At 71.1% G+C, this 22605-nt stretch carries 17 protein-coding genes; 6 read left to right on the top strand and 11 right to left on the bottom strand.

Annotation, left to right across the window (positions count from 1 at the left end):
* Positions 1 to 55 precede the first annotated feature (55 nt).
* The 3 genes from IPL40_08950 to IPL40_08940 all read right to left on the bottom strand — a co-directional run bounded on the left by IPL40_08950 (position 56) and on the right by IPL40_08940 (position 4126).
* Positions 56 to 847: a dienelactone hydrolase family protein gene (locus tag IPL40_08950; GenBank protein ID MBK8481288.1), complete on the bottom strand. Its 792-nt coding sequence runs from the start codon at positions 845 to 847 to the stop codon at positions 56 to 58.
* Between the two features lie 98 nt (positions 848 to 945).
* Positions 946 to 1923, bottom strand: a complete 978-nt coding sequence (locus tag IPL40_08945) for an FHA domain-containing protein (GenBank protein ID MBK8481287.1) — start codon at positions 1921 to 1923, stop codon at positions 946 to 948.
* 220 nt (positions 1924 to 2143) lie between these two features.
* Entirely contained in the window at positions 2144 to 4126 is a 1983-nt protein-coding gene (locus tag IPL40_08940) for a hypothetical protein (protein MBK8481286.1), read from the bottom strand.
* A 175-nt stretch (positions 4127 to 4301) separates the two neighbouring features.
* Here IPL40_08940 and IPL40_08935 point away from each other — a divergent pair, with 175 nt between their 5' ends.
* The 4 genes from IPL40_08935 (at position 4302) to IPL40_08920 (ending at position 11933) form a co-directional block, all read left to right on the top strand.
* Positions 4302 to 7178 (top strand): PilT/PilU family type 4a pilus ATPase, encoded by a 2877-nt coding sequence (locus IPL40_08935; GenBank protein MBK8481285.1) that lies wholly within the window; start codon positions 4302 to 4304, stop codon positions 7176 to 7178.
* A gap of 25 nt (positions 7179 to 7203) precedes the next feature.
* Complete coding sequence (locus tag IPL40_08930) at positions 7204 to 8283, top strand: PilT/PilU family type 4a pilus ATPase (protein MBK8481284.1); 1080 nt, start codon at positions 7204 to 7206, stop codon at positions 8281 to 8283.
* Positions 8284 to 8285: 2 nt separating this feature from the next.
* On the top strand, positions 8286 to 10382 hold the full coding sequence (locus IPL40_08925) for a serine/threonine protein kinase (protein MBK8481283.1): 2097 nt from the start codon (positions 8286 to 8288) through the stop codon (positions 10380 to 10382).
* Positions 10383 to 10574: 192 nt separating this feature from the next.
* Complete coding sequence (locus IPL40_08920) at positions 10575 to 11933, top strand: ammonium transporter (GenBank protein MBK8481282.1); 1359 nt, start codon at positions 10575 to 10577, stop codon at positions 11931 to 11933.
* Positions 11934 to 11960: 27 nt separating this feature from the next.
* Here IPL40_08920 and IPL40_08915 read toward each other — a convergent pair whose 3' ends face one another.
* Positions 11961 to 12434, bottom strand: coding sequence for a hypothetical protein (locus IPL40_08915; GenBank protein ID MBK8481281.1), 474 nt, complete (start codon positions 12432 to 12434; stop codon positions 11961 to 11963).
* A 24-nt stretch (positions 12435 to 12458) separates the two neighbouring features.
* Here IPL40_08915 and IPL40_08910 point away from each other — a divergent pair, with 24 nt between their 5' ends.
* On the top strand, positions 12459 to 12860 hold the full coding sequence (locus IPL40_08910; protein ID MBK8481280.1) for a hypothetical protein: 402 nt from the start codon (positions 12459 to 12461) through the stop codon (positions 12858 to 12860).
* Positions 12861 to 12939: 79 nt separating this feature from the next.
* Here the strand turns inward: IPL40_08910 and IPL40_08905 are convergent, their stop codons facing one another.
* The 3 genes from IPL40_08905 to IPL40_08895 form a co-directional block, all read right to left on the bottom strand.
* Positions 12940 to 13722 carry a hypothetical protein gene (locus IPL40_08905; GenBank protein MBK8481279.1) on the bottom strand — a complete coding sequence of 261 codons (783 nt, stop codon included), beginning with the start codon at positions 13720 to 13722 and terminating at the stop codon, positions 12940 to 12942.
* Between the two features lie 277 nt (positions 13723 to 13999).
* Positions 14000 to 14674, bottom strand: coding sequence for a dienelactone hydrolase family protein (locus tag IPL40_08900; protein ID MBK8481278.1), 675 nt, complete (start codon positions 14672 to 14674; stop codon positions 14000 to 14002).
* Positions 14671 to 15858, bottom strand: coding sequence for a DUF1624 domain-containing protein (locus IPL40_08895; protein ID MBK8481277.1), 1188 nt, complete (start codon positions 15856 to 15858; stop codon positions 14671 to 14673). Before IPL40_08895 ends, IPL40_08900 begins: the two co-directional genes overlap by 4 nt.
* Before the next feature lie 231 nt (positions 15859 to 16089).
* Here IPL40_08895 and IPL40_08890 point away from each other — a divergent pair, with 231 nt between their 5' ends.
* A complete protein-coding gene (locus IPL40_08890) occupies positions 16090 to 17409 on the top strand; it encodes a diguanylate cyclase (protein MBK8481276.1) in 1320 nt (439 codons plus the stop codon).
* Positions 17410 to 17425: 16 nt separating this feature from the next.
* On the opposite strand, the gene IPL40_08885 is transcribed toward IPL40_08890, so the two are convergent.
* From IPL40_08885 to IPL40_08870, 4 genes are all read right to left on the bottom strand, one after another.
* Positions 17426 to 17824, bottom strand: a complete 399-nt coding sequence (locus IPL40_08885; protein ID MBK8481275.1) for a hypothetical protein — start codon at positions 17822 to 17824, stop codon at positions 17426 to 17428.
* Positions 17825 to 17921: 97 nt separating this feature from the next.
* Complete coding sequence (locus IPL40_08880; GenBank protein MBK8481274.1) at positions 17922 to 19334, bottom strand: hypothetical protein; 1413 nt, start codon at positions 19332 to 19334, stop codon at positions 17922 to 17924.
* Between the two features lie 147 nt (positions 19335 to 19481).
* The gene (locus IPL40_08875; GenBank protein ID MBK8481273.1) at positions 19482 to 20735 is read right to left on the bottom strand and encodes a hypothetical protein; all 1254 of its coding nucleotides are present in this window, start codon (positions 20733 to 20735) and stop codon (positions 19482 to 19484) included.
* A 252-nt stretch (positions 20736 to 20987) separates the two neighbouring features.
* Complete coding sequence (locus IPL40_08870; protein ID MBK8481272.1) at positions 20988 to 22538, bottom strand: tetratricopeptide repeat protein; 1551 nt, start codon at positions 22536 to 22538, stop codon at positions 20988 to 20990.
* Between the last annotated feature and the right edge of the window lie 67 nt (positions 22539 to 22605).

Raw genomic sequence — 22605 nt, 5'->3', positions numbered from 1 at the left:
AGGGCGCGGCGCGCCAGCGCCACGCGACGCGCACGCGGCGCGCGCACCCGCAACGCTACCTGAAGACGCGGCGCAGGAAGTGCTTGAGCGCGGCCCAGGAGGCCTTGTCGGCCTTGGCGTTGTAGACCAGGGGCAGGTTGAACTGCTTGCCGAGCGCGTCGGCGGCCGGGTTGGTGAAGCTGTGCTTGGCGCCGCGGTAGCGGATCAGCTTGTAGTCGACCCGCGCGGCCTTCATCTCCTGCTCGAACTTGGCGACCTCGTCGGCGCCGACGAAGGGATCGTCGGCGCCGGTGCAGACCAGCACCTTGGCCTTAACCTTGCCGGGCTCGGCGGCGCGCAGCGCGCCGAGGCTGCCATGAAAGCTCGCCACACCCCGCAGCTCGAGGCCCGTGCGTGCCATGTGCAGCACGACGCCGCCACCGAAGCAGTAGCCGATCGCGGCGATGCGCGTGCCGTCGACCCGGGGGTGCTGCACCAGCAGCGCATAGGCGGCCTGGAAGCGCTCTTCGGCGAGCGGCAGCTTGGCCATCAGCGCGGCCGAGAACTTTCCCGCCTCCGCTGGATGCGCGGCCTGCTTGCCCTCGCCGTACATGTCGATCGCCAGCGCCACGTAGCCGAGGCGGGCGAGCTGACGCGCGCGCTCGCGAGCGTAGTCGTTATGGCCCCACCACTCGTGGACGACGAGCACGCCCGGGCGCTGCCCGCTGCGCTGGTCGTCGAAGGCGAGGAAGCCCTTGAGCGTCGTTTCACCGGCGCGGTAGTCGACCGGCTGACCGACGATGGCGGCACGGGCGACGCCGCTGAGCGTGAGGCCGATCAGCAGCGAAAGGCAGAGGACATGACGCATCGGGCAGCTCCTTTTTGGGGGAAGGGCCGCGCTATAGCACGGGAGCCCGCTGGCCCGCAGCGGCGGGGCCAGCGGCGGGCCCAGCAGGCTGTTAGCTCTTAGGTGGTGGCCTCGAGCAGGCTGAGGAAGTCGTTGAGCCAGCGCGCCGAGGCCTCGCTCATCGAGGTGAAGCGCACGCCCATCCCGGGCGGGCGACCACCTTGACCGGCGGCGTCCGAAACCACATGCCGCACCAGCCCGTTGAAGGGCATCACCGACTGCCCCTCCGGCAGCAGGTCGACCTTGCAGGGCGTGCCCTCGGGGTCGAGGAGATCGGAGACGATGTAGATGCCCCCGCGGCTCACGTCTCTGACGGCACCATGAAAGGTCAGCTCGCTGCTCGCATAGAGCACGGGCAGATCGACCCGCCAGCGCTGCTGCTGACGCCGGTCTTCGTCGACGGCCTGCAAGGGCTGCGTCGGCGCGTTGGGATGCTCGCGCGGCCAGCGATGGCTGCAGGTCGGACAGACCGTGTCACTGAACGAGACCGGGGTGCGGCAGCGCGGACAGTGCTGCAGGCGCACCGTGACGATCCGATACTCGTCGATCGACACCGGCTCGTCGAACTGAACCACGGGCAGGGCATTCGGCGGCGTCGGCGTCTCGCGCCGCACGGTGCCCGGCTTGAGATCGGCCCACCACAGATCGTCGGAGGCCGACGGGCGGCCGGCGCCCAACGCCACCGCTGTCGCATCCGCGGCGGTCAGCGTGTCCTCGTCGCCTTCTGCCTCCTCGGCCGCGCCGATCCGCACGCGCATGCGGCGCTGACCGATCCGAACGGTATCGCCGTCGGCGAGCTGACGCTGACTGCGTAGCAGCGGCTGGTCGTTGATCCAGGTGCCGTTGCTGCTGCCGAGGTCCTCGGCCAGCGCGCGATCGCGCTCGACGACCAGGCGCAGGTGGGCTCGCGACACGGTCGGATCGTTGAAGCGGACGCGACAGTCGATCCCGCGCCCGGCGGTGCTCTCGCCCTGGGGCAGCTCGACGAGCTGCCGCTCGTACTCGATCCAGACGCGGAGATTGCCGGAGACCTGCACCTGACTTCACCTTTGCCGCGGTCTCGTTGCCGTTGTGCTCGCGCCACCCCGCGCCCCAACCGGCCCCTTCGTGCCAGTCTACAGGACGCTCGCCGGCGAGGCCAAGCCCCTGCAGATCAACTGTAGATCAACTGCAGACCGACTGTAGACCGACTGTAGACCGACTGTAGACCGACTGTAGACCGACTGTAGACCGAAGCGCCCGCGACGCGCTCCGTCCTCAGCTGGGAGGCGCCAGCGGCTGCGTCTGCACCGACAGCGCGTAGCGCCCGCCCCCCGCAACGCCATCGACCACCAGATAGTACGTCCCGGCGGCGGCGAGCGGCAGCGACAGCTTCAGCGCCTGGTCGGCCAGGCCGACGGCGCAGGCCAGCTCCTGGCTCGCGTCGGCGCAGGGGTCGCGTCGCACGTAGACCACGGGGGCAAAGCCCTGGGCCAGCACCTCGATCTCGAGCGCCCCGACCTGTGCCGGCAGGCGCAGGAGATGCACGCGCTCCGGCTGCTGCGCGCCGCCGCAGACCCCCGCGAGCAGCCCCGCGCCTCCCTCCGCGCTGCTGCCGCTGGCGAAGCCCTGCCCGGTGATATCGACCGCTGGGAGCCCGCTGCCACAGACGTCGGGATAAGCCAGCTCGTAGAGCCAGGGGCTGCTGCGTAGCACCGCGGCCTGACCGCTGGAGATGGCGAGGGCGCCGCGCACGACGAAGGACGGAAACATCAGATTGCTGCGATCGGGGCAGCTCGCCGTGGCGCTGCCCGCCGCGCAAGCCGGCGTGTCGCTGATCGGATCGTTCGCGCCGCTGCCCTCGGGGTCACTCGTATGCCAAAGGCCGAGGAAGTGGCCCAGCTCGTGGGCCATCAGCGCGCCCATGGTCTGGACGTCCGCGGAGCGCGCGAGGACCACCCCGCTCGCCGGACGCTTTAGCAGCCCCGGAACGCCGGGCACGACCCCGGCAAAGCCGGCCGCGAAACCCAGCGTCTTGACGAAGAAGACGTTGGCCGCGCTGCCGTGGCTGCCGCTATCGACGGCAGCGCTGCTGACGAGCGCCCGCGCCTGGTTGCCGTCAGGCACCGCGTCGGCGCTGGCCGGCAGGTCGGCCCAGCGCACCTCCCCCAGCGCCACGCCGAAGCGCTGGCGAAAGAGGCTGTCGACGCGCGCCAGCACGCCCTGGGCGTAGTCGCTCTCCGGCGCGGTCGCGGCGGTCAGGCCCGTGCCTGGGGTCACGTGCAGATTGAGGTCGAGCAGGCCGCCGCCGGCGCGCCGCCGGGTCACGACGGCGATCCGCTCCAGCGCGCCCTCGACCGGCACGAGCGCATCGAAACGGGCCGGCTCGTAGGTGCCGACGGTGAGCTCGTAGCTCCCCACCTGCAGCGCCGCGCGCGGGTCGTCGCTGCCCGGCAGGAGCAGGGTCGCGGTACCGATGTAGGCCGAGGCCCGCAGCGGGGCCGCGCTCGGGTCGTCGCTATCCACCAGCACCGTGCCGTCGGGCGCGACCAGCCGCCGCAGGGCGACGCGCAGGCCGTCGCTGTCCTCGGCGAAGATGATCAGCGACACCGCGTCGGCTCCGACCTCGAAGCGCAGCGGTGGCGCACCGGTGACCGGCGTCACCAGCGGTCCGAGCTCGAGGACGCGCAGGGCCGGCTCTGGCAGGCAAAGCGCGTGGTTCAGCAGCAACCCCTCGCGCTGCAGCTCGGCGCCGTCGCAGGCGGTCAGGGCGGGACAGCTCCCGCAGGGTTGGCTGCAGCTTCCCGCCTGGCATAGGCCGCTGCGACACGCGCTGTCGTCGGCGCAGGCTTCAGTAAGGAAGCGCTCGGCGGCGCTCGGCGGCGGCAGACAACGCAGCCGCAGCGTCGCCGCCGCCTCGCTCGGCGCTCGGCCGGGCCGGGGCACGCAGACGTCATTGGCGGCGCAAGCGCCGGCCTCGTCGCAGGGCTGCGCGCAGACGGCGCCCTCGCCCCAATCGATACAGCTGCCACTCAAGCAGTGCGTCGGGTGGCCACAGCTCACACCGAGCGCCACCGGCTCGGGCAGCGCGCACCGGCGGTCGCTGCCGCAGGTCTCCGGCAGCGCGCAGTCTGCAGGCCCCTTGCAGCGCCGCTCGTCGGCGCCACAGCCGATCAGCAGCAGCCCTGTCAGCGCCCCGACCCACCACTGCGGCGCCGCCGACCGAGGCCAGCGCCGCTCGAACAACCACCCTCGTTGCATGTCTCTGAGCCTCCAGGAGACCGCTTCTGCCACAGTTCAGCGCGCGAGACTACCGCCGCCCCGCAGCCGCGGAGGCGCGCCATCGGCCCATCTTTCTTGACGGCAGCGGCCGAAAGAAGCGACCGTTACGGGCTCACCATCAGCCACGCTGAAGCAAGAGGCGAGGATCCCGCCGATGAACGGCAAGGAGCTGCTCAAGCAGGTCAAGGCGGCCCCTTGGGTCAATTCCAAGGAACTCGAGCTCTTCCTCGCTGGGGTCCCGCCGGAGGCGGTGACGGCCCATGAGATCAGCGAGCTGCTCGAGCTGATTTGTCATCAACGCCTGGCCAGCGACCTGCGCGCCCATCGCCTGCGCTGCGCGGCGTTCAAGCAGCTCGCCGACGCGGCCCGCGCGCCAGCGTTATTTGTGCCGCTGGTGCGCGCGATCAAGCGCGCCGACCCCCAGGCGCGCGCCGCGATCCTACCGCTGATTGCAGCCAACAACAGCCCCGCCGACCACGGCGAGCTGGTCGATCTGCTCAAGTCGCCGGAGGGCGAGCTGCGCAAGGCGGCCAGCGCCGTCTTGCAGCAGCTCGCCACGCCCGCCGCGCTCACGGAGATCGAGGGGCTCGCGAGCGCCAAGAGCTTCCCGGGGCGCGCCGAGGCGGCTGACATCGCCGGCCGCTGCGGGGGTCCCCGCGGCCTGGCGCTGCTGCAGGCGGTCGTCACGCACGGCAGCTCGCTCGAACGCGCGCGGGCGCTGCGTCACCTCGGGGATCGCGCGCAGATGGAGGGCCACGCCGCCGAGGCGCTGCGCGCGATCCGGCCGGCCCTCGCCGACGAGGACGCCCGGGTGGTGGCGCAGGCGATCGAGGCCTACTCGGGTCTCTGCGAGGAGCAGGAGTACTTCGAGCACCTCGCGCCCTTCCTCTCCGCGGCCAACGTCGAGTTGGTGCGCGCGGCCGTGCGGGGTCTGCGCCAGTTCTCGACGCCCTCGGCGATCTCGGCGCTCAGCCGCAAGCTCTATTCGGGGCCCGGTGCCGTGCGCCTGGAGGTGCTCAACGCGCTGGAGGCGATCGCCAGCAACGAGATCCTGCCGCCGCTGGTCGAGGCCCTGGCTCATAACAGCGCCCCCGTGCGCACCCGCGCCGGCGAGATCCTTTCCAAGCTCGGCCGCGCCGGCAAGCTCGACGTGCCGCGCGTGATCATCTGGCTGCTGCGCAGCAACAAGGTCCAGGTGCGGCGGATGGCCGTCGAGATCGCGCGCTCGGTGCCCGACCCGAACGCCGAGCTCTGGCCACGGCTGCTCGACTACCTCTGCGATGAGGACTGGTGGGTGCGCGAACGGGTCAAGGACTCGATCGTCGCGATGGCGGGCACGCAGCTCACACCCTTCATGGGCCGCTACCTCAAGCACCGCCACAAGACGCTGCGCCGCTTCGCGGTCGACATCTTGGCGCAGCTCAAGGACGCCCGCGCGCTCGGCGCGCTCGTCGCGACCGCACGCGAGGACGACGACTGGTGGACCCGCGAGCGGGCGATCGAGACGATCGGCAACCTCGGCGACCAGCGCGCCGTGCCCTACGTCGTCGACCTGATGCGCCGCGACCAGGAGGTCCAGCTCGTCTGTTTGCAGGCGCTCGTCGACCTGGGCGCGCGCACCGCCTCGCCCCAAATTGCCGAGCTGCTGGCGTCGGCGGACGTCGACGTGCGCGTCGCCGCGCTCAGGACCCTCGACGAGCTGCAGGCAATCGAGACCGCGGCGCAGGTGCAGCCGCTGCTCAACGACCCCGAGATCGCCGTGGCCCGCAAGGCCAAGGAGGTGCTGCTGCACTGGAACATCGCGCTCGGCGGCGAGGACACTGCCGCGCTGCAGCAGGCGACCTCGCTCCTCGATCGGATGCTGATCGGGATGGAGCGGGCCGGCGCCGACGACCTGATCCTCTGCGCGGAACGTCCGCCCTGCGTCAAGAAGATGGGGCGCGTCACGCCCCTGGCGGAGACGCTATTCAGCGCCAAAGAGGTCGCCGCGCTGCTCACGCCGCACCTGACGCTGGCGCAGGTCGAGGAGCTGAAGGAGCTGCGCGACGTCGACTTCTCCCACGAGGTCAAGTCGGCCGAGCTGCGCTTCCGGGTCAACGTCTTTCAGCAGCGCAACGGCCTCGGCGCCGTCTTCCGCACGATCAAGGGCGAGCTGCCCGCGCTGGAGAAGCTGGGCCTGCCGCCGGTGGTCGCCAAGCTCGGCGATCTGCGCGACGGGCTGGTGCTGGTCGGCGGACCGACGGGATCGGGCAAGTCGACGACGTTGGCGGCGTTGATCGACCACATCAACCGCACCTCGCATCGGCACGTGATCTGCCTCGAGGACCCGATCGAGTTCGTGCACGCGTCGAAGGAGAGCCTGATCAACCAGCGCGAGCTGGGCACGCATACGGCGACCTTCAACACCGCGCTGCGCTCGACCTTGCGGCAGGATCCCGACGTCATCCTCGTGGGCGAGATGCGTGATCTCGAGACGATCAACTTCGCCTTGACCGCGGCGGACACGGGGCACCTGGTCTTCGGCACGGTTCATACGGCGTCGGCCGACACGGCGATCGACCGCCTGATCAGCGCCTTCCCGCCCCGGACCCAGGATCAGATGCGCTTCACCCTCGCCGAGAGCCTGCGCGCGGTGGTCTGCCAGTACCTGATCAAGCGCATCGACGATCCGGGGCGGATCCTCGCCTGCGAGGTGCTGCTCAACAACGACGCGGTGGCCAACCTGATTCGCAAGGGCAAGGCCTATCAAATCGCTTCTGTCGTCGCGACCGCCAGCGAGCAGGGCATGCAGCTGATGGATTCGGAGCTGATGCGCCTCTACCGCGCCGGGGTGATCGGCCTGGAAGATGCGCAGATGAAGGCGATCGACAAGAAGGCGTTCGACGAGGCGCGAGGCGCCGGTGAGGCGCCGGCGGTACCTCCGGCGCCGGCTGCTGAGCAGCCGCGGCCGGCTGCGGCTGCGGCTGCGGCTGCGGCCCTGCCGCTGGCCGGACCGAGCTCGGCGCGCCGGCCGAACCCTGCCTCACGCTGAGGCGACGAGGAAGCAGCGAGTAACGATGGCGCGGATCGATTCATTTCTGGAGCTGGTGGTCGACCAGAAGGCGAGCGACCTGCACTTCCACGCGGGCAAGCCGCCGTTGATCCGCCACAACGGCGAGATGATCACCCTGCCCTTTCGCAGCCTGACCGAGACCCAGGCCCGTCGCTTCATGGTGGAGATCATGACCGACGGCCAACGCGAGCTCTTCGCCAAGGCGCGCGAGATCGACTTCATGTACGAGCTCGAGGGCGTGGGGCGCTTTCGCGCCAACGTCTTTCACCAACGCGACGGGATGGGCGGCGTCTTCCGCGTGATCCCGCCGCACGTGCCGACGCTGCAGTCGCTCGACCTGCCGCGCACGCTGCGCGCCCTGATCAACCAGGCCAACGGCCTGGTGCTGGTGACCGGGCCGACGGGCTGCGGCAAGACGACCACGCTGGCCGCGCTGGTGAGCGAGATCAACGCCTCGACCCAACGGCATATCATCACGATCGAGGATCCGATCGAGTTCATCCACGCACCGCTCAAGAGCGTCGTCACGCAGCGCGAGGTCGGCCTGCATACGCGCAGCTTCGGCAGCGCGATGCGCTCGGCGCTGCGCGAGGCCCCCGACGTGTTGGTCGTCGGTGAGCTGCGCGACGAGGAGACGATCTCGTTGGCGCTCAACGCGGCCGAGACGGGCGTCCTGGTGATCGGCACGCTGCACACCAGCGGCGCCGCCAAGTCCGTCAACCGCGTGATCAACGCCTTGCCCGAGGAGTCGCGCGAACAGATGCGCGGCGTGCTGGCGATGCTGCTGCGCGGCGTGCTCTCGCAGCAGCTCTGCCGGCGCGCCAATGGTGAGGGGCAGATCGCGGTGCTGGAGGTCCTGCTGCAGAGCTGGGCCGTGGCCAACATGATCCGCGAGAACAAGATCCACCAGATCGAGGGCTACCTGCAGTCGGTCAACTACGAGACGACGAGCATGTGCTCGCTGGATAACTGCATCATCCAGTACGTCCGCGACGGGCTGATCACGCTCGATGAGGGGGCCTCCGTGGCGCACTACCCTGATCAGGTGCGCAACGTCTGCGGCGGCTTCAGCCCGGAGGATTGAAATTGGAGCGGGATCGCGGTCAATCGCGGGGCGGCGCTGGCGGCCGCGAGCGCAGCGGCAAGCAAGAGGTCGATCGGGCGGTGCAGCAGCACCTCGCGGCGGGGACGCCGGCCGAGGCGGCCGCGTTGCTGGCCCAGTACGCGCGCTATGAGGACGCGGGGCACACGCTCCTGCAGCACCTGGGGGTGCCTGCGGACCAGGTCGGTGACCTCGACGAGCCGCGGCGCAAGCTCGCGCGGCTCGCGGCGAGCTACCTGGCGAAGACGGCGGCGGCCCCCTTGGCGGTGCAGCTCTTCGTCAGCCTCGGGGACCCGGTGCGGGCGGCGGAGGTGCTCGAGCGGATGGGTGACCTGCTGGGCGCGCAGAAGCTACGCCAGCACGGCGCCCGGCGCGGCGGTCGCGCGCCACAGACGGTCAACGCCGTCGGCGGCGAGGCGGTCAACCGCGACAAGGCGCTCCAGCTCGAGCGCGGCGGGCAGCGCGAGCTCGCGGCGCAGGTCTATGTGGCGCTCAAGCAATACGCGGACGCGGGCCGGCTGATGCGTGAGCTCGGCAAGCCGGCGGCCGCAGCCCAGCTCTATGTGGAGGGCAATCTGCCCTACGAGGCGGCGTTCTGCTACCTGGAGGCGGGTGACACGGGCAAGGGGATGGAGAACCTCGTGCGCGTGCCGCGCGGCGATGCCCGCTATCGCCAGGCCGCGCGCCTGGCCGTGCAGGTCGCGACCCAGCTCAAGCTGCTCAACTTCCAGCTCGAGTACTTCCTCAGCGACTTCGTGCGCCAGGGTCCCGAGGACGAGAAAGAGCGCGCTGCCTTCCTGCAGCTCGCGGAGCTCTATCTGCTCCACGACGCCCCTGATAGCGCCAAGGAGGCCCTTCGCCGCCTGCTCGATCGCTTCCCGGGGGACGCCGAGACGGTGGCGCGCTTGCAGCAGGTCGAGCAATCGACGCGTCGCCCGTCGGCGCTGCTGCGTCATATCGGCGAGCAGGACAGCGCCTTTCTCAGTGGCCGCGGTCGCGGGGCCGACGACGAGATCCTCCCGGGCCTGCCGGCGCTGCCCGATCTGCCCGGTGGACCGATGGTCGGGACGGCGGGCACCCGGCTCGGGGTCGGCGCCCAGGCACTGGCGACGGCGTCCCAGAGGGCGGCGGCGGCGCCCGCACCAGCGGCGGCGGCGCCCGCGGCAGCGCACGGCAGCGCCCCCTCGCAGGCAGGCCACGGCGACGCGGCGACGCGCGACCTCGGCGCGGTCGCCGGCGCACCCCTGGCGCTTGGCGCCATCGTCGCGGGACGCTATCGCCTCGACAGCCGCCTCGGCCAGGGCGGCATGGCGGTGGTCTTCAAGGCCTTCGACCTCGAGCTCGAGGAGTCGCTGGCGCTCAAGGTCTTTCTCGGTGAGCAGTTCGACGCGGCGATGCAGGCCCAGAGCCTGGCGCGCTTCAAGCAGGAGCTGAAGCTCAACCGCCAGCTCGCCCATCCGAACATCGTGCGGCTCTACGACATCGGTCTCTATCAGGGGCATCGCTACCTCAGCATGGAGCTGCTGGTCGGTAGCGGGCTCGATGAGCTGCTCGGCGGGCCGCTGCCGCTGGAACGCGCGATCGGCCTGCTGCTGCAGCTCTGTCGCGGACTGCAGGCAGCCCATGAGGCCGGGGTGATCCATCGTGACATCAAGCCGCAGAATCTCTTCGTCACGCAGGACGACGTCCTCAAGGTGATGGACTTCGGTATCGCCAAGGCGGCCGACACCAACAACCTGACGCGCACCGGGATGATCGCGGGCACGCCACGCTACATGGCGCCTGAGCAGATCACCGGCTTCAGCACGGTGACGGCGGCGGCGGACCTCTACAGCGTCGGCGTCGTGGCGTACCAGATGATCGCGGGCGTGCTGCCCTTCGATCATGAAGAGATGATGCCGTTGATCATGAAGAAGCTGAACGAGCAGGCAGCGTCGCTCGTCACCCATCGCCCCGAGGTGCCGCCCGAGCTCGACAGCGTCGTGCTGCGCCTGCTGGACAAGGATGCGCGCCAGCGCTTCGCCAGCTGCAGCGAGCTCGCGCTCGCCCTACAGCAGGTACGGCTGCCGCGCGGCGCCTGAGCGCCCGCGCCACCCTCGCACTGCGCTGCTACCCGAGACTGAGACCGACGACCGGGGTCCCAAGCGGAGCCCGTCGCGCCCCTTCCGGCCGACGGCCGTTGGTGATAACAACCGTCGCGTTCGACGCGGCGCGCCCCGAGGCGCGCGGCCGCAGGCGGAAACTCGGATACTCGAACGAAGGAGCTGAAGGCGATGCAAAGGGACCTATCCTCGGGCGGCCGACGGGCGCGCCCGCTGCGAAGCGGTGCAGGGCTGGCGGCAGTCGCCGCGGGGACGCTGAGCTGGCTGGCGCTGCTGCCCTCCGCGCTGGCGTCGGGACCAGATGTGATGAGCCTGCCGGAGGACAGCGGCGCCACGGCGTGGATGCTGACGGCGACCGCGCTGGTGCTGCTGATGGTGCCGGGCCTGGCGATGTTCTACGGCGGCCTGGTTCGCGCCAAGAACGTGCTCGGGACGATGATGCACAGCTTCGTGGCGATGGCCGTGATCGGCGTGCTGTGGCCGGTCTGCGGCTACGCGCTCTCCTTTGGCACGAGCCACGGCGGCTGGATCGGCTGGGACCCGGCCAAGGTGCTGCTCAGCGGCATCGATGAGACCTGGGTGCCGATCCTCAAGGGTACGCGCCGCATCCCCGAGTACGTCTTTGCGATGTTTCAGGGCAAGTTCGCGATCATCACCCCGGCGTTGATCGCGGGCGCGTTCGCGGAGCGCGTCAAGCTCAGCGGCTACATTCTCTTCATTACGCTCTGGAGCCTGCTGATCTACTGTCCGCTCGCGCACATCGTCTGGGGCGGCGGCTTCCTCACCGGTGAGGCGATCGACCTGGCGGGCGGCACCGTGATTCACATCTCGGCCGGGGTCGCCGGCTTGGTCTCGGCGATCTTCCTCGGCGCGCGCCAGGGTCATCCGCGCGTCGCGATGCACCCCAACAACCTGGTGATGACGATGATGGGTGCCGGCCTGCTCTGGGTCGGCTGGTTCGGCTTCAACGCGGGCTCGCAGGTGAGCAGCGGGCTCGCCACGGCGCAGGCCCTGACGATGACCCAGATCGCCGCCGCCGCGGGCGCCCTGGCGTGGGTCCTGATCGAGGCCGTGGTACATCGCAAGTCGACGGCCCTCGGCCTCGTCTCCGGCATCCTCGCCGGCCTGGTGGCGATCACGCCCGCCGCCGGCGATGTACGGCCCCTCGGGGCGATCGCGCTCGGGCTGGTGGCCTCGCTGCTCTGCTATCTGGCGATTCAGCTCAAGAACCGCCTGGGCTACGACGACACGCTGGACGTCTTCGGCATCCATGGGGTCGCGGGCATCGCCGGCGCGCTCGGGTTGACCTTCTTCCTCCGCACCGCGCCAGCCCACGGGGTCGCGACCCAGCTCTGGTACCAGACCAAGGGCGTGTTGGTCTCCGTCACCGTGTCCGTCACGATCACGCTCTTGTTGCTGGTGCTCGTGCAGAAGACGATCGGGCTGCGAATGAATCCCAGCGACGAAATGACGGGCATGGACCAGTCGCTGCACGGCGAGCGCGGCTACGACCTCGGCGCCGGCGGCTAGCCACGGCCAGCGGCCAGCTAGCGGCGACTAGCGACCGGTCTCCGCGCCCAGCTCCTGCATCCAGCGCAGCAGCGTGTCGAGGCCGGTGTCGCTCGGGGCGAGGCGCAGGGGCCCGAGGCTCTGCAGCAGGCGCTCGCCGCGCTGGGGATCAGCGAGGTCGGCGAAGAGCACCACCGGCAGCCGGCTGTGCCTGGCGCGTAGCGCGCGCAGGATCATCAGGCCCTGTTCAGCGACGATGGCAGCGCCCGGCCGCGCGGCCCGGAGGGCGATGGCGCTGGGCGCAGGCCGGCCGCGCTCGTCGATCAGCAGCTCCCGCGGTGTCCGGCGGAAGTCCAAGTCGAGCAGGAGGCCACGGGGTTGGTGCGTGTCGAGGACGCGCCAGAGCGCAGCGGCCGCCAGGGCCCCGACGAACTCGAAGCCCGCCAAGAAGCGGCGAAAGCGCTCCAGATACTCGACACCGTCCTCGCAGACGACCCAAAGCGCGCGGGGCCGATCAGACATCATGCTCCTTGGGGCGCTCGCCGCGTGCGCGCGCAGTGGAATCCGGGGGGTGCGCTGGCGCTGCAGGCGGTGACCTTGGCCGACGACGGCAGCGTCTGGCTGGCCGCCGAGGATCGCGGCGCGTTGCGACTGACGAAGCGCGGGCGCTGGGAGGTCTTCGACCGCGCGGCCGGCCGCTTTGCTCCGATCGCCGCGCTGCCCGATGCCTGGCTGCTGCACGTCTCGGCAGAGCGCGAGGCCAATGGCGCGGTGAGGGGGCTGTGGATCGGCACGCAGGGCGGCGCGGCTCGGCTCGGTAGCGACGGCAAGGTGACAGCGCAGCGGGCGCTGCCCGACCCCAAGGTGCATGCAGTGCCGAGCACGAGCACGGGCGTGTGGCTGGGCACCGAGGGCGGCACCCTCCTGCTGCCCGCCGACGCCGGCTGAGGAGTGAGGCCTCTCGTGGGCTCGGCGGGGGGGGCGGCAGGCGCAGCGCTTGACGCGTCAGCCTACCGGGCCGCTAGGGCTATTGGGGAAGGATCCAGCCGCAGTCGCCGTCGGGCTGGCGACCGCAGGCGGCGCCCTTGGGGGGCAAGCCCTTGGGGGGCGGAAACATGCAGATGCTCACCGCGCCGCGCTCTGCCGTGCAGAGCTCATTGGAGCAACCGCCGACAAAGCACGCCCCGTCTGGCGTTGGCGGCGGCGGCGTGGCCTCGCGGCAGCGCATGGGGCAGGCATTCATCGGTGGATGCCCCAGCGCCGGATCCGCGTCCAAGTACGGGGAGTAGCGGCAGCGATCACGATCAACGGGCACCCATTCACAGCGCTTCTTGGCAATGCCGAGGCAGGTCGCCTGATCCTCGGCCCCCGCGCAGGAGACCGGGCTGCGCGCGACGCAGCTCATCTTGCAATCGAGCCCGGGAGCGTCCGCGTCCTTTTCCAAGGGCGGCGCCACCGCGAGGTCGCCATCAGGGGCCGCAGGGGCGGTCCACGGCTCGATGCCCGCCTCGAGCTCACAGACCAGCTGAGCCTTGCATTGCGGTTGATCGATGCAGAGCCGCAGGCCCAGCTTTTCGCAGGGCAGGCCTGGCGGAACGACGCAGCGATCGTCGGGGCAAATGCCCCACCCGGCCGGCACCATCTGCCGCGAGTCGAAGCGCCGCTGCTCGCCCGACTGCAGGTCGAGCGCGAGCACGCCTTCTTCCTGCGGTGGCGGGGCTTCTACGCCGCAGGCGGCGATCAGCCAGACCGCAGTAACAGGTGCACCGAAGAGCCTCAACCCGCGCCGCCGATAAGACCTTCTAAGCATCGATCCCTCGCTTCCTTGATTCTGCTGGCGGTCGTGACGGCGCCCATCGCCGGCGCGGCAGCCAGCGCCCTTGCGGGCCGATCCCCCCTCCCTCCGCTGAGACAAGGGAGAATCGAGGCGGCGGCCCTTCGCATCGACGACAAAGCACGCCACGGGCCAAGGGCGCGACGCGTCAAGAGTGGTTGCAAGTACAGCAAAAGCGCCTCCGTGGCGCCGCTCGGCCGCAAAAAACCGAGGGACTGGAACGGGGCGATCGTGGATTTCCGTGGGGCGAGGCTCAGCCGGGCGGCGCGGCGCGGCGCTGCGCCAGCAACCAGGCGACGACGCTCTCGTCCTCGTAGGCCCGATCCCAGCAGTCGTGGCCAGCGTCGGCATACTCGGTGTAGTGGATCGGACCGCCGGCCGCGCGCACCGCGCCGACCATCGCGCGCGAGGCCTCGACCGGAATCACCGGATCGGCCGCGCCATGGAGCGCCCAAATCGGCAGGGTGGCCAGCGCGCCGGCGGCCTGCGGATCGCCACCGCCGCAGATCGGCAGCAGGGCCGCCAAGCGCTCGGCGCAGCGTGCACCATGGTGCCAGGTGCCAAAGCCGCCCATCGAGATGCCCGTCAAATAGACGCGCCGCGCGTCGATCGCGCGCTCGGCCGCGACCGCGGCCCAGGCGAGCTCGAGTAGCTCCGACAGCTCCACCCAACGCCGCTCGACCGGGCACTGAGGGAAGACCACGACGACGGGCCAGCGCTCCGGGTGACGACGGAGCGCTGGCCCCAGACCGACGGTCGTCGGGGCCCAGCCGTCGTCCCCACGCTCGCCCTTGCCGTGCAGAAATAGCACCAGCGGCCACGCACGGGCCGGGTCGTAGGCGGGGGGCAACCAGGTGACGCAGGCGAGGTCCCGACCGCCGACCGCAAGACGCTGCGGCAGCCAGACGGGTGCGCGGGCGATACTCACAGCAGCGGCGCCGCCAGGGCGATGCCGATCGCGACGCGTGCCAGGCGCTTGCCGCGTGGATAACGGCGCTTGAAGCTGTTCCAGCCATAGGCGAGCGTGGCCATGCTGCTCAGCGCGACGACGATTAAACCGAGCGTGGCACCGAGCCCGAGCCGCCCGAGATACCCCCCGAGGCCTTTATTCCAGATCGAGCCGTAGAAGAGGGCGAGGTGGACGACGTAAACAACGAGCGACTCCTCGGCCAGCGCTTGCAAGGGCCGCGGCAGCGGGCGGGCGCGCTGGCTCAGGGCGTAGAACCCGGCCAAGAGCGCCAGCGCCGAGCCCAGGCGCTTGATTAGAAACTCCGGCTTGACCTCGGCGGGCAGTCCGGCAGGAAAGGCGTTGCCGGCGATCAGCGGCCACAGGCGCGCCAAGAGGGTGGCCGCCAGCGCGAAGCCGAGCAGTCGCAGCACGCCGTGGCGCAGACCCCGGGGCGGGTGCAGCACCTGCAGCACACCGATGGCCGCGCCGACGAAGGGGAACATCGCCCAACCGAACCAGGGGAAGAAGGAACCGCTGGACGACTCGAGGAAGGGCGCGATCGGCCGCCAGACCCATTGGCTCCAGGGCAGGCCGCGCACTGTCGAGGTCAAGGTCAAGATGGTCAGCGCCAGGGCCAGACTGACGAGGGCGAAGCGCTGCGGCCGCTTGCTCAGGTAGACCAGCAACTGCAAGGTCAGCATTACGGTGGCGATGAGCTGCAAGACATCGGCGCGCAGAAACGCCGCCCAGGCCTCCGGCCCCATCGTCGCCATCGCGCTCAGGGGCCGCACGGGCAGGTGGACGACATAGCCGAGCACGAGGAAGAAGCCGAAGCGCCGCACGCGCTTCTGCAGGCGCGGCCCCGCCACGAGGTAGTCCGGCCAGTATTTCATCGTGGCGATGCTGAAGGCCACGCCCGCCAGCATCAGGAACATCGGCGCGGTCAGCCCGCGCAGGTAGAGCCAGGTGTCGAAGACGACGTTATGCTGCCACGCTGGGTCGAGGAAGACATGCAGCGCGTGCCCTTGCACCATCATCAGCACGGTGATCGCGCGCGCCAGATCAACGAAGACCACGCGCTCGGCGCGCGCGGGCGCGAACGCCTCGGGGGGGTGCTGCGCGGCGGCGATGACGCCCGACGTCTCGAGGACCGACGACTGCAAGGAGCCTACCTCCAATGGGTCCGACCTCATGGGCGGGCCTTCGCGAGCCACGGCCACCTCGGAACTCGGAAGGAACATCTAACCTCGGAGCGGGGCCTGCGCAAGCGTCGGCGCCGCCGAAAGACGCACCTGGACGGGGAAGTGTTATGATGCGCGCTCGTCCCGAGCCTCGAGTGCCGGAATTCTCAGCGGGAGGATCGTCCGCCGGTCCACTCCGCCGGGGAGCGAGCGATGAGCAGCAAGACCGCGCCCTACCCTGGTATCACGGATCAACTGCTGCGGGAGCATGCGACGCAAGCCGCCGCCGACGATCGCGTCGAGCGCCTGCGCCTCGCCGCCGCCCGCATGGTGCATGGCGACTACCAGGTCTACGTGCCGATCGAGCCGCGCGACGCGATCGGCCGCCTGGGCCTGACGCTCGTCGAGCTCGGCCAGATCCTCGACCAGCGCCTGCAACAGCAGGAGCGTTTGTTCGAGGTGATCGAGCAGATCAACCGCGGACTGACGGTCCACCAGGTCTTGGACCACATCTACGCCGGCTTCCGCAGCCTGGTGCCCTATGATCGCATCGGCTTCGCCCTGGTCGATGAGCGGGCGCGCCGCGTGCGCTCGATCTGGGCGCGGTCGACGGCGGCCGAGCTGCACCTCGATACGGGCTACGAGCTCTCGCTCAGCCGCGGCAGCCTCCAAGCGGTGCTCGAGCGCAGCCAGCCGCGCATCATCAACGACCTCGAGGGCTACCTGAGCGTCCACCCGACCTCGGATGCGACGCGGAAGATCGTCGCCGAGGGCATGCGTTCGAGCCTGACCTGCCCGCTGCTGGTCGCCGGCAAGCCGGCGGGGCTGCTCTTCTTCTCCTGTCTGCGCCCCTACGCCTACGACGAGGACCACGTCGAGGTCTTCGTGCGCATCGCGCGCCTCGTCGCCACGATCATCGAGAAGAGCCGGCTCTATGAGGAGCTGGTCGAGGCCAAGCGGCAGCTCGAGGACCTCAATCGTGGGTTGACGGCGCGGGCCAGCACCGACGGGCTGACCGGGCTGGCCAACCGCGCGCACCTCGACAGCGTGCTCGAGCGCGAGTGGCAGCGCTCGGCGCGCAGCAAGACACCGCTCGGCCTGGTGCTCGCCGATATCGACTTCTTCAAGCGCTACAACGACGCCTACGGCCATCAGCGCGGCGACGAGTGCCTGCGCGCGGTCGCCGGCGCGCTGCGGCGCGCCGCCCTGCGCCCGACAGACGTGGTCGCGCGCTACGGCGGGGAGGAGTTCGCCGTCGTGCTGCCCTCCACGCCGCTGGCCGGTGCGGAGCTCGTCGCCCAACGACTGTGCACCGCTGTGCGGGCGCTGCGCTGCGACCATCCCGGCTCGGCGGCCGCGCCCCACGTCACCCTGAGCTGTGGCGCCAGCAGCGTGGTCGCCGACCACCCACGCAAGATCGCGGACCTGATCGCCGCTGCGGACCGCGCGCTCTTTCGCGCCAAGGACGCGGGACGCGACCGCTGGGAGGTGCTGCCGTTGGCCGCCGGCGACGGGCCGGCGCTCTTCCCCTAGCAGCCGAGCGGGCGCTTCAGTTGAGCGAGCCGCCGTCGGGCGGCCTGCGGCCGCCCGGAGCCAGGCCGAAGATGGCCTCCCAATTCTCTCGGTAACGGTCGGTGGCCACCTGCGCGGGCCCCGCGTGCCCTGTGACCTCGGGGCCGCTCGATGGCGCCGCGGCTGCGGCCGCCTCCTCGCCGCGCCACTTCACGTCGACGTCCCAGAGCAGCGGGCTCTCCTCGCGGCGCTTGAGCTGCACGAGCTCGCCGCCAGGATGGAGCGGCTGGCCCTCCTTGGCGACGCGCAGCTCAGCCAGCTCGAGGCGATTCGGGCGCGAGCGCAATGCCCGCACCCCGCGGCCATCGGCCGTGCGGCCGTGCACGAGCACCACGTCATGCGGGGGAGGCTTGGGCTTGCTGGAACGCTCAGACATCGGTGCCGCTCATTGTAGCCGCTGCCGGCTGCGTACAACAGGCGAGCGGTGGTGGGGTCACGTCCCGGCCGGTCGGGCGCTTCGATCGCGCCGCTGACTAGCTCAGGGCAAAGAGGGCAAGGAGGCCCGCGAGCGCCAGCACGGCCAGCGTACCGATGGCCGCCAGCCCGCGCCAAAGGGCGACCGGGTCGTAGTCCCGCCGCCCGTGCTGCACCCGGGCGCGCTCGTGCTGAAAGCGGCTCCAGACGGCGCGCTGCCGCTCGGCCAGCGCGAGCTGCGCCGCAAAGCGCTGCTCCCCTTCGACCCTCGAGCGCTCATCCGCCACGACGAGGCGACCGAGCGCCGCGAGCTGCTGCGCCAGCTCGCCATCGAGGCGCCATTGCTTTGCCAGGCAGCCCTGCTCGCGTCGCTCGAGGGCGCGCAGCGTGGTCGCCAGCGCGCGCCGCGCCAGCGTCAGCGCGCGCCTGGCGTGCCGCCCTCGGCGCCGTTGATCCTTCAGCGCCTGCTCGAGCTCACGCAGCGGCGGCGCCTGTTGGTGGAACTCGGCGCTCAGCGCGACCTGAACGCGGAGGGCATCCCCGAGCGCGACGGCCTTCTCGGCTGCGGCCCGCTCGAGGTCTCGCGAGGCCTCGGCGGCGTCAGCCCGCGCGGCACGCACCCGCAGGGCATCGCGCTCGCGCGCCAGCAGACGCAGTAACTTGCGCTGAGCGCCGAGGCGCAACGCCAGCGCGGCACGCTCGCCTCTTCGCACCTGGAGCGTCTGCAGCACCTCGGAGGCACTCGCCTCCGCGCGGTCGCGACGGTCACCGGCGGTGCGCGCCTCGTCAGCGAAACACTGCCGGGCAGCCTGCCGCTCTGCGCGCAGGCTGGCGAAGTGCTGCTCGAGTTGAGCCCGCGGACCTTCGAGGCGCTCCAGCGCGTCGAGCGCGCTCTCGCCACCGCGCACCGCACGCGCGCCGAACCGGGCCGCCCGGCCCAGCTCAGCATAGGCCGCGTCGAGCTGCCCCTCGGCGCTCCTGACGTCCTGCTCCAAGCGGCGCAGGACGCCACGCAGCCGCGCGCGCACGAGGCTGACCACGAGAGCGTAGCGCACGACGGACCACCAACCCTGCACCTCGCCACGCGGGATCGCCGGCAGGTCGCCCTCCGCCTGCGCTTCGGGCTCGGCATGGTCGGTGACGCTCGCAGCCGGCGACAAAGGAGGAGCCGTCTCGGACGGTGGCGGTGGCGGCGGCAGCGCCTGGGCGGCCGTCTGATCAAGCGCGACGGCCCGCCGGGCAGAGGGCACGAAGCCCTGGAGGGTGTCGCTGGCGGCCGGAGCGTCGAACGCGGCGGGCGGCGCGAGGTCCACGACCTCGGGCGCCGCGACGGCAGCGATCGGCGCGGGGGCCGCTGGAACGCCGTCGTGACCACGAGGGGCTGAGGACGACGGCTTCAAGCTGCCGCCGCAGTGGTCACAGAGCGCGGCAACGGCGCCGGTAGCGTTGCCGCAGGACGGGCAATAGCGCATGGCGCGCGATGGTAGGGACCGGCGATCAGGGTGTCAAACGGCGCCCGAGGGCAACGCCGGCTCGGCTGGCCGCGCCTCGGCTCGGCTGGCCGCGACGGCAGCGCACCAACGCCCCGCGCGCGGCGGCGTTCGGGCCAGCGGGTTTCCTCAGGCGGTGGCGGCGCTCCGACTCCAGGAGGCAGCGACGCCCGCGCGCAAGACCTCGGACTCGGCACCCCAGCTCCCGCCTTCGTCGCCACGGCTGCCAACCACGGCCTCGACCTGCCGCAGGCCGATCTGCACCCGTTCGCGCCGACCGACCAGATCGCCGCCGATCTGCAACGCAGTCGGGTCCTCACACTCCACCGCAACGGAGGTGCAAGCGAAATCGAGGATGCGCTCGTCCGCGAACGACCCGCGAAAGATCGCGGGAACATTGGCCAGCAGGGTGGCCGCTCCGACATGGCCGATGCGCAGCTGAAAGCGATCGCGTAGCTGGTCCGCTTGCGGAAAGAGCCGCAGGCCGAAGCCATAGAAGGGAATGGTCGAGGCTGCGGCCAGGCTGACCGGACCGCGGTAGAGTTCCTCACCACGCCCAAGGGGAGCGCCAACGAGGTTGCCCTCGCGATCGATACGGTAGGCCGCCAGGCCCGTGTTGCGAATGACGACGCTCGGCAGCGGCGTCTGAAGGTAACGCCAAAGCGACCGACCGGCGATCGCCAGACCATAGCCGAGGGGCCCGCTGCCGATCCGCTGCAGCGGGGTGTCCTCGATCGAGCGCTTGAAGGAGACGTAGTCCTCGAGAATCAGGGCATCGAGGCCTACCCCCGCGAAGGGGGCGAGCTGGCCCTCGACCTGCAGCAAGGGCAGCGTGACCCGGCGCGAGCGGTCGCGCGCGCAACGAAGGTCGGCCGCCAAACCGCGCGCCGATGGCCGCGCCGCGCCAAGCGCGGTCGCCAACGCATTGCCCGTGCCGAGCCGCAGCAGGCCAAAGGCCGGGCGACGCGCCGGCCGCAGCGCCAGCACCTCGGTAACGAGCCGCGTGAACGTGCCGTCGCCGCCTCCGCAGAGCACGGTATCGTAACCGCCACGCACGATCTGTCGGGCAATCAGCGGCGTCTGCTCAGGCGATTCGGAGATCAGCAGCGCGTCGTTCGCCGTCAGCTCCTGCAATTGGCGAATCACGCGCGTGCCGACAGCGCGTGCGTTGGGGTTGACCACCACGACCAGTCCGCCGCGCGGACGCAGGGCCGACGCCAGCCACCCGGGCTGCATCACGGCGGGCGTGACAGCAGCGGCGCGGAGGGGCAGGTCAGTTGCCGCGGCCCCCTTCATCGAGGCCCAGTTGACGGAGGTTCCATTGATCGCGGTCGCACTGATCGAGGTCGCGTTGATCGCCGTCGCGTCGGTTTCGCCCATCATGCACCCCCATCATGCCCCATCATGCAACCCGTGCAACGACGCATCGCGTCGTGAAGCGCGCAGCTAATGCATTTTATGCGCCAGCACTTGTGGAATCATCGAAGGTTTTTACTGCAAGATTTTAAGCTCTTACGACACAGCGCCGGAACGGGGCGTCAGCGGCTGCGCCGCAGCTGCGTAGAAGCTGACGCACCGCGAGACCGCCCAGATCTGCCTACAGAGACCCACCATCGCCAGCTATGATCTTTGATATCAAGGCGATAGCCTGCCAAGCGCAGCGCTATCGCCGAGTGGCACCCAGGCGACCGCCCTGCGCAAGCGGTAACGCACCCCGTCAAGTCCGCGCCCCTCCGCCCAGAGTGCGGTCGGGGCGGTGGCGCCCAGCAGCAACGCCGGGCTCAAGCGCGCCACCGCGGCTCGCGCCGCCGCAAGGGCGGAGGCTCCCTTGCCGTTGACCGCGGCCAGGTGGCTGCGCAGGAACCAGCCGGCCGCACCGGACGGGCGAGAGGCGGCGCGCAGACAACCACCTGCGGGCGGCGTGCAGGGCCCGTCTTCACAGCGGCAGGCGGCAAGCGCCAGAAGCATGCGCTGGCCAGCCGCGGCCACCCTTCCGACGCGCATCATCAGCCGCCGCTCGACGCTGGCGACACGCGCCGCCGCCCGCAGCAGCCCCGCAAGCTCATCGGGAGCCCGACCGCGTTGGCGCTCGACCTGCGCCGCCGCCGCGTACGCGCGCGGATCGCCCGGCGCCGCGCGGATCGCGCGCGCCAACGCCACCCGCGCCTCCTCGAGCCGTCCCTGCTGCAGGTGCTCCAGCCCGAGACCGAGCTGAGCCGCGCCCTGCTCCGGCGCCAGGCGGGCGGCCCAGCCGAAGAAGCGCCGGGCGCAGTCGCCCTGCTCCGCCGCAGCGCAGACCTGCGCGAGGACCAGGAGCAGCTCGACGTCGCGGGGGCGCGCATCTGCCCCGCGCCGTAGCCAGACCAGGGCCTCGCTTCCGCGACCCGCGGCGGCCAGGACCAGCCCGCGCGTGGCCAAGGCCTGGGCCACGGCCACGCCCCGGACTTGCACCGCGCGCGCGCTCAGGCGTAGGGCGTCGTCGAGCTGGCCGAGGGCGAGGGCGCAGCGCGCGCCGAGCTGCAAGGCATCGGCGTCGTCGGGCTGCCGCGCCAGCACCCTGGAGACCTGCTGGCGCGCGCCCAACACCTGATCCAGCCGCCAATAGAGGTGGGCCTGGGTGCGCCAGAGCCGCAGCGGATCCGGCAATTCGTGGAGGGCGCGCCCGAGCAGCTCTACCGCCCCCTCGGCCGGCGTTGGAAAGAGGCGCGGGTCGAGCAGATTGGGCCAGAGGCGCGCGGCCTCGGCGGCAGAAGCCGCGGCCCGTGACGACCGCCCAGCAGCGCGAGCAATCAGCGCGTCGCCGATCCACAGCGGCGCGCGATCGCGACCCAGGGCGAGCGCGCGATCCATATACCCAAGCGCGACCCTGGAGCGACCGGCTCGCAGCGCAGCGCGTGCGGCCCAGTAGAAGAGCAGCGGCTCGGCCCAGCGGCGCGCGATGGCGCGCTCGAGGTGGCGCCGCGCGGCCTCGACCTGCCCACCGGCCAGCGCCACCAGCCCGACAAAGGTGTCGACCACGGCTGCCGCCGCTGGTGCTTCCGCGCGCGCCCGCCCCAAACTGGCCACCGCTGCCGGCAGCTCACCCTCGACCACTTCGCCAACCGCACGCGTCAGGAGGCCCCAATAGGCCGCGCGATCGGCGCCGCGCGCCGGCGTCGACAGCGACAGCAGCAGGCAGCAGCCCACGGCGCCAAGCGAGCGAAACGCGCCCCAGGACGCGCTTCGCCGCCGCTGCCGCCCGGCAGCTGGCCGC

Source organism: Pseudomonadota bacterium, from assembly GCA_016711215.1.
Taxonomy (GTDB): domain Bacteria; phylum Myxococcota_A; class Polyangia.
The sequence above is the reverse complement of the archived record's forward strand: the minus strand, read 5'-3'. Positions and strand labels throughout refer to the sequence as shown.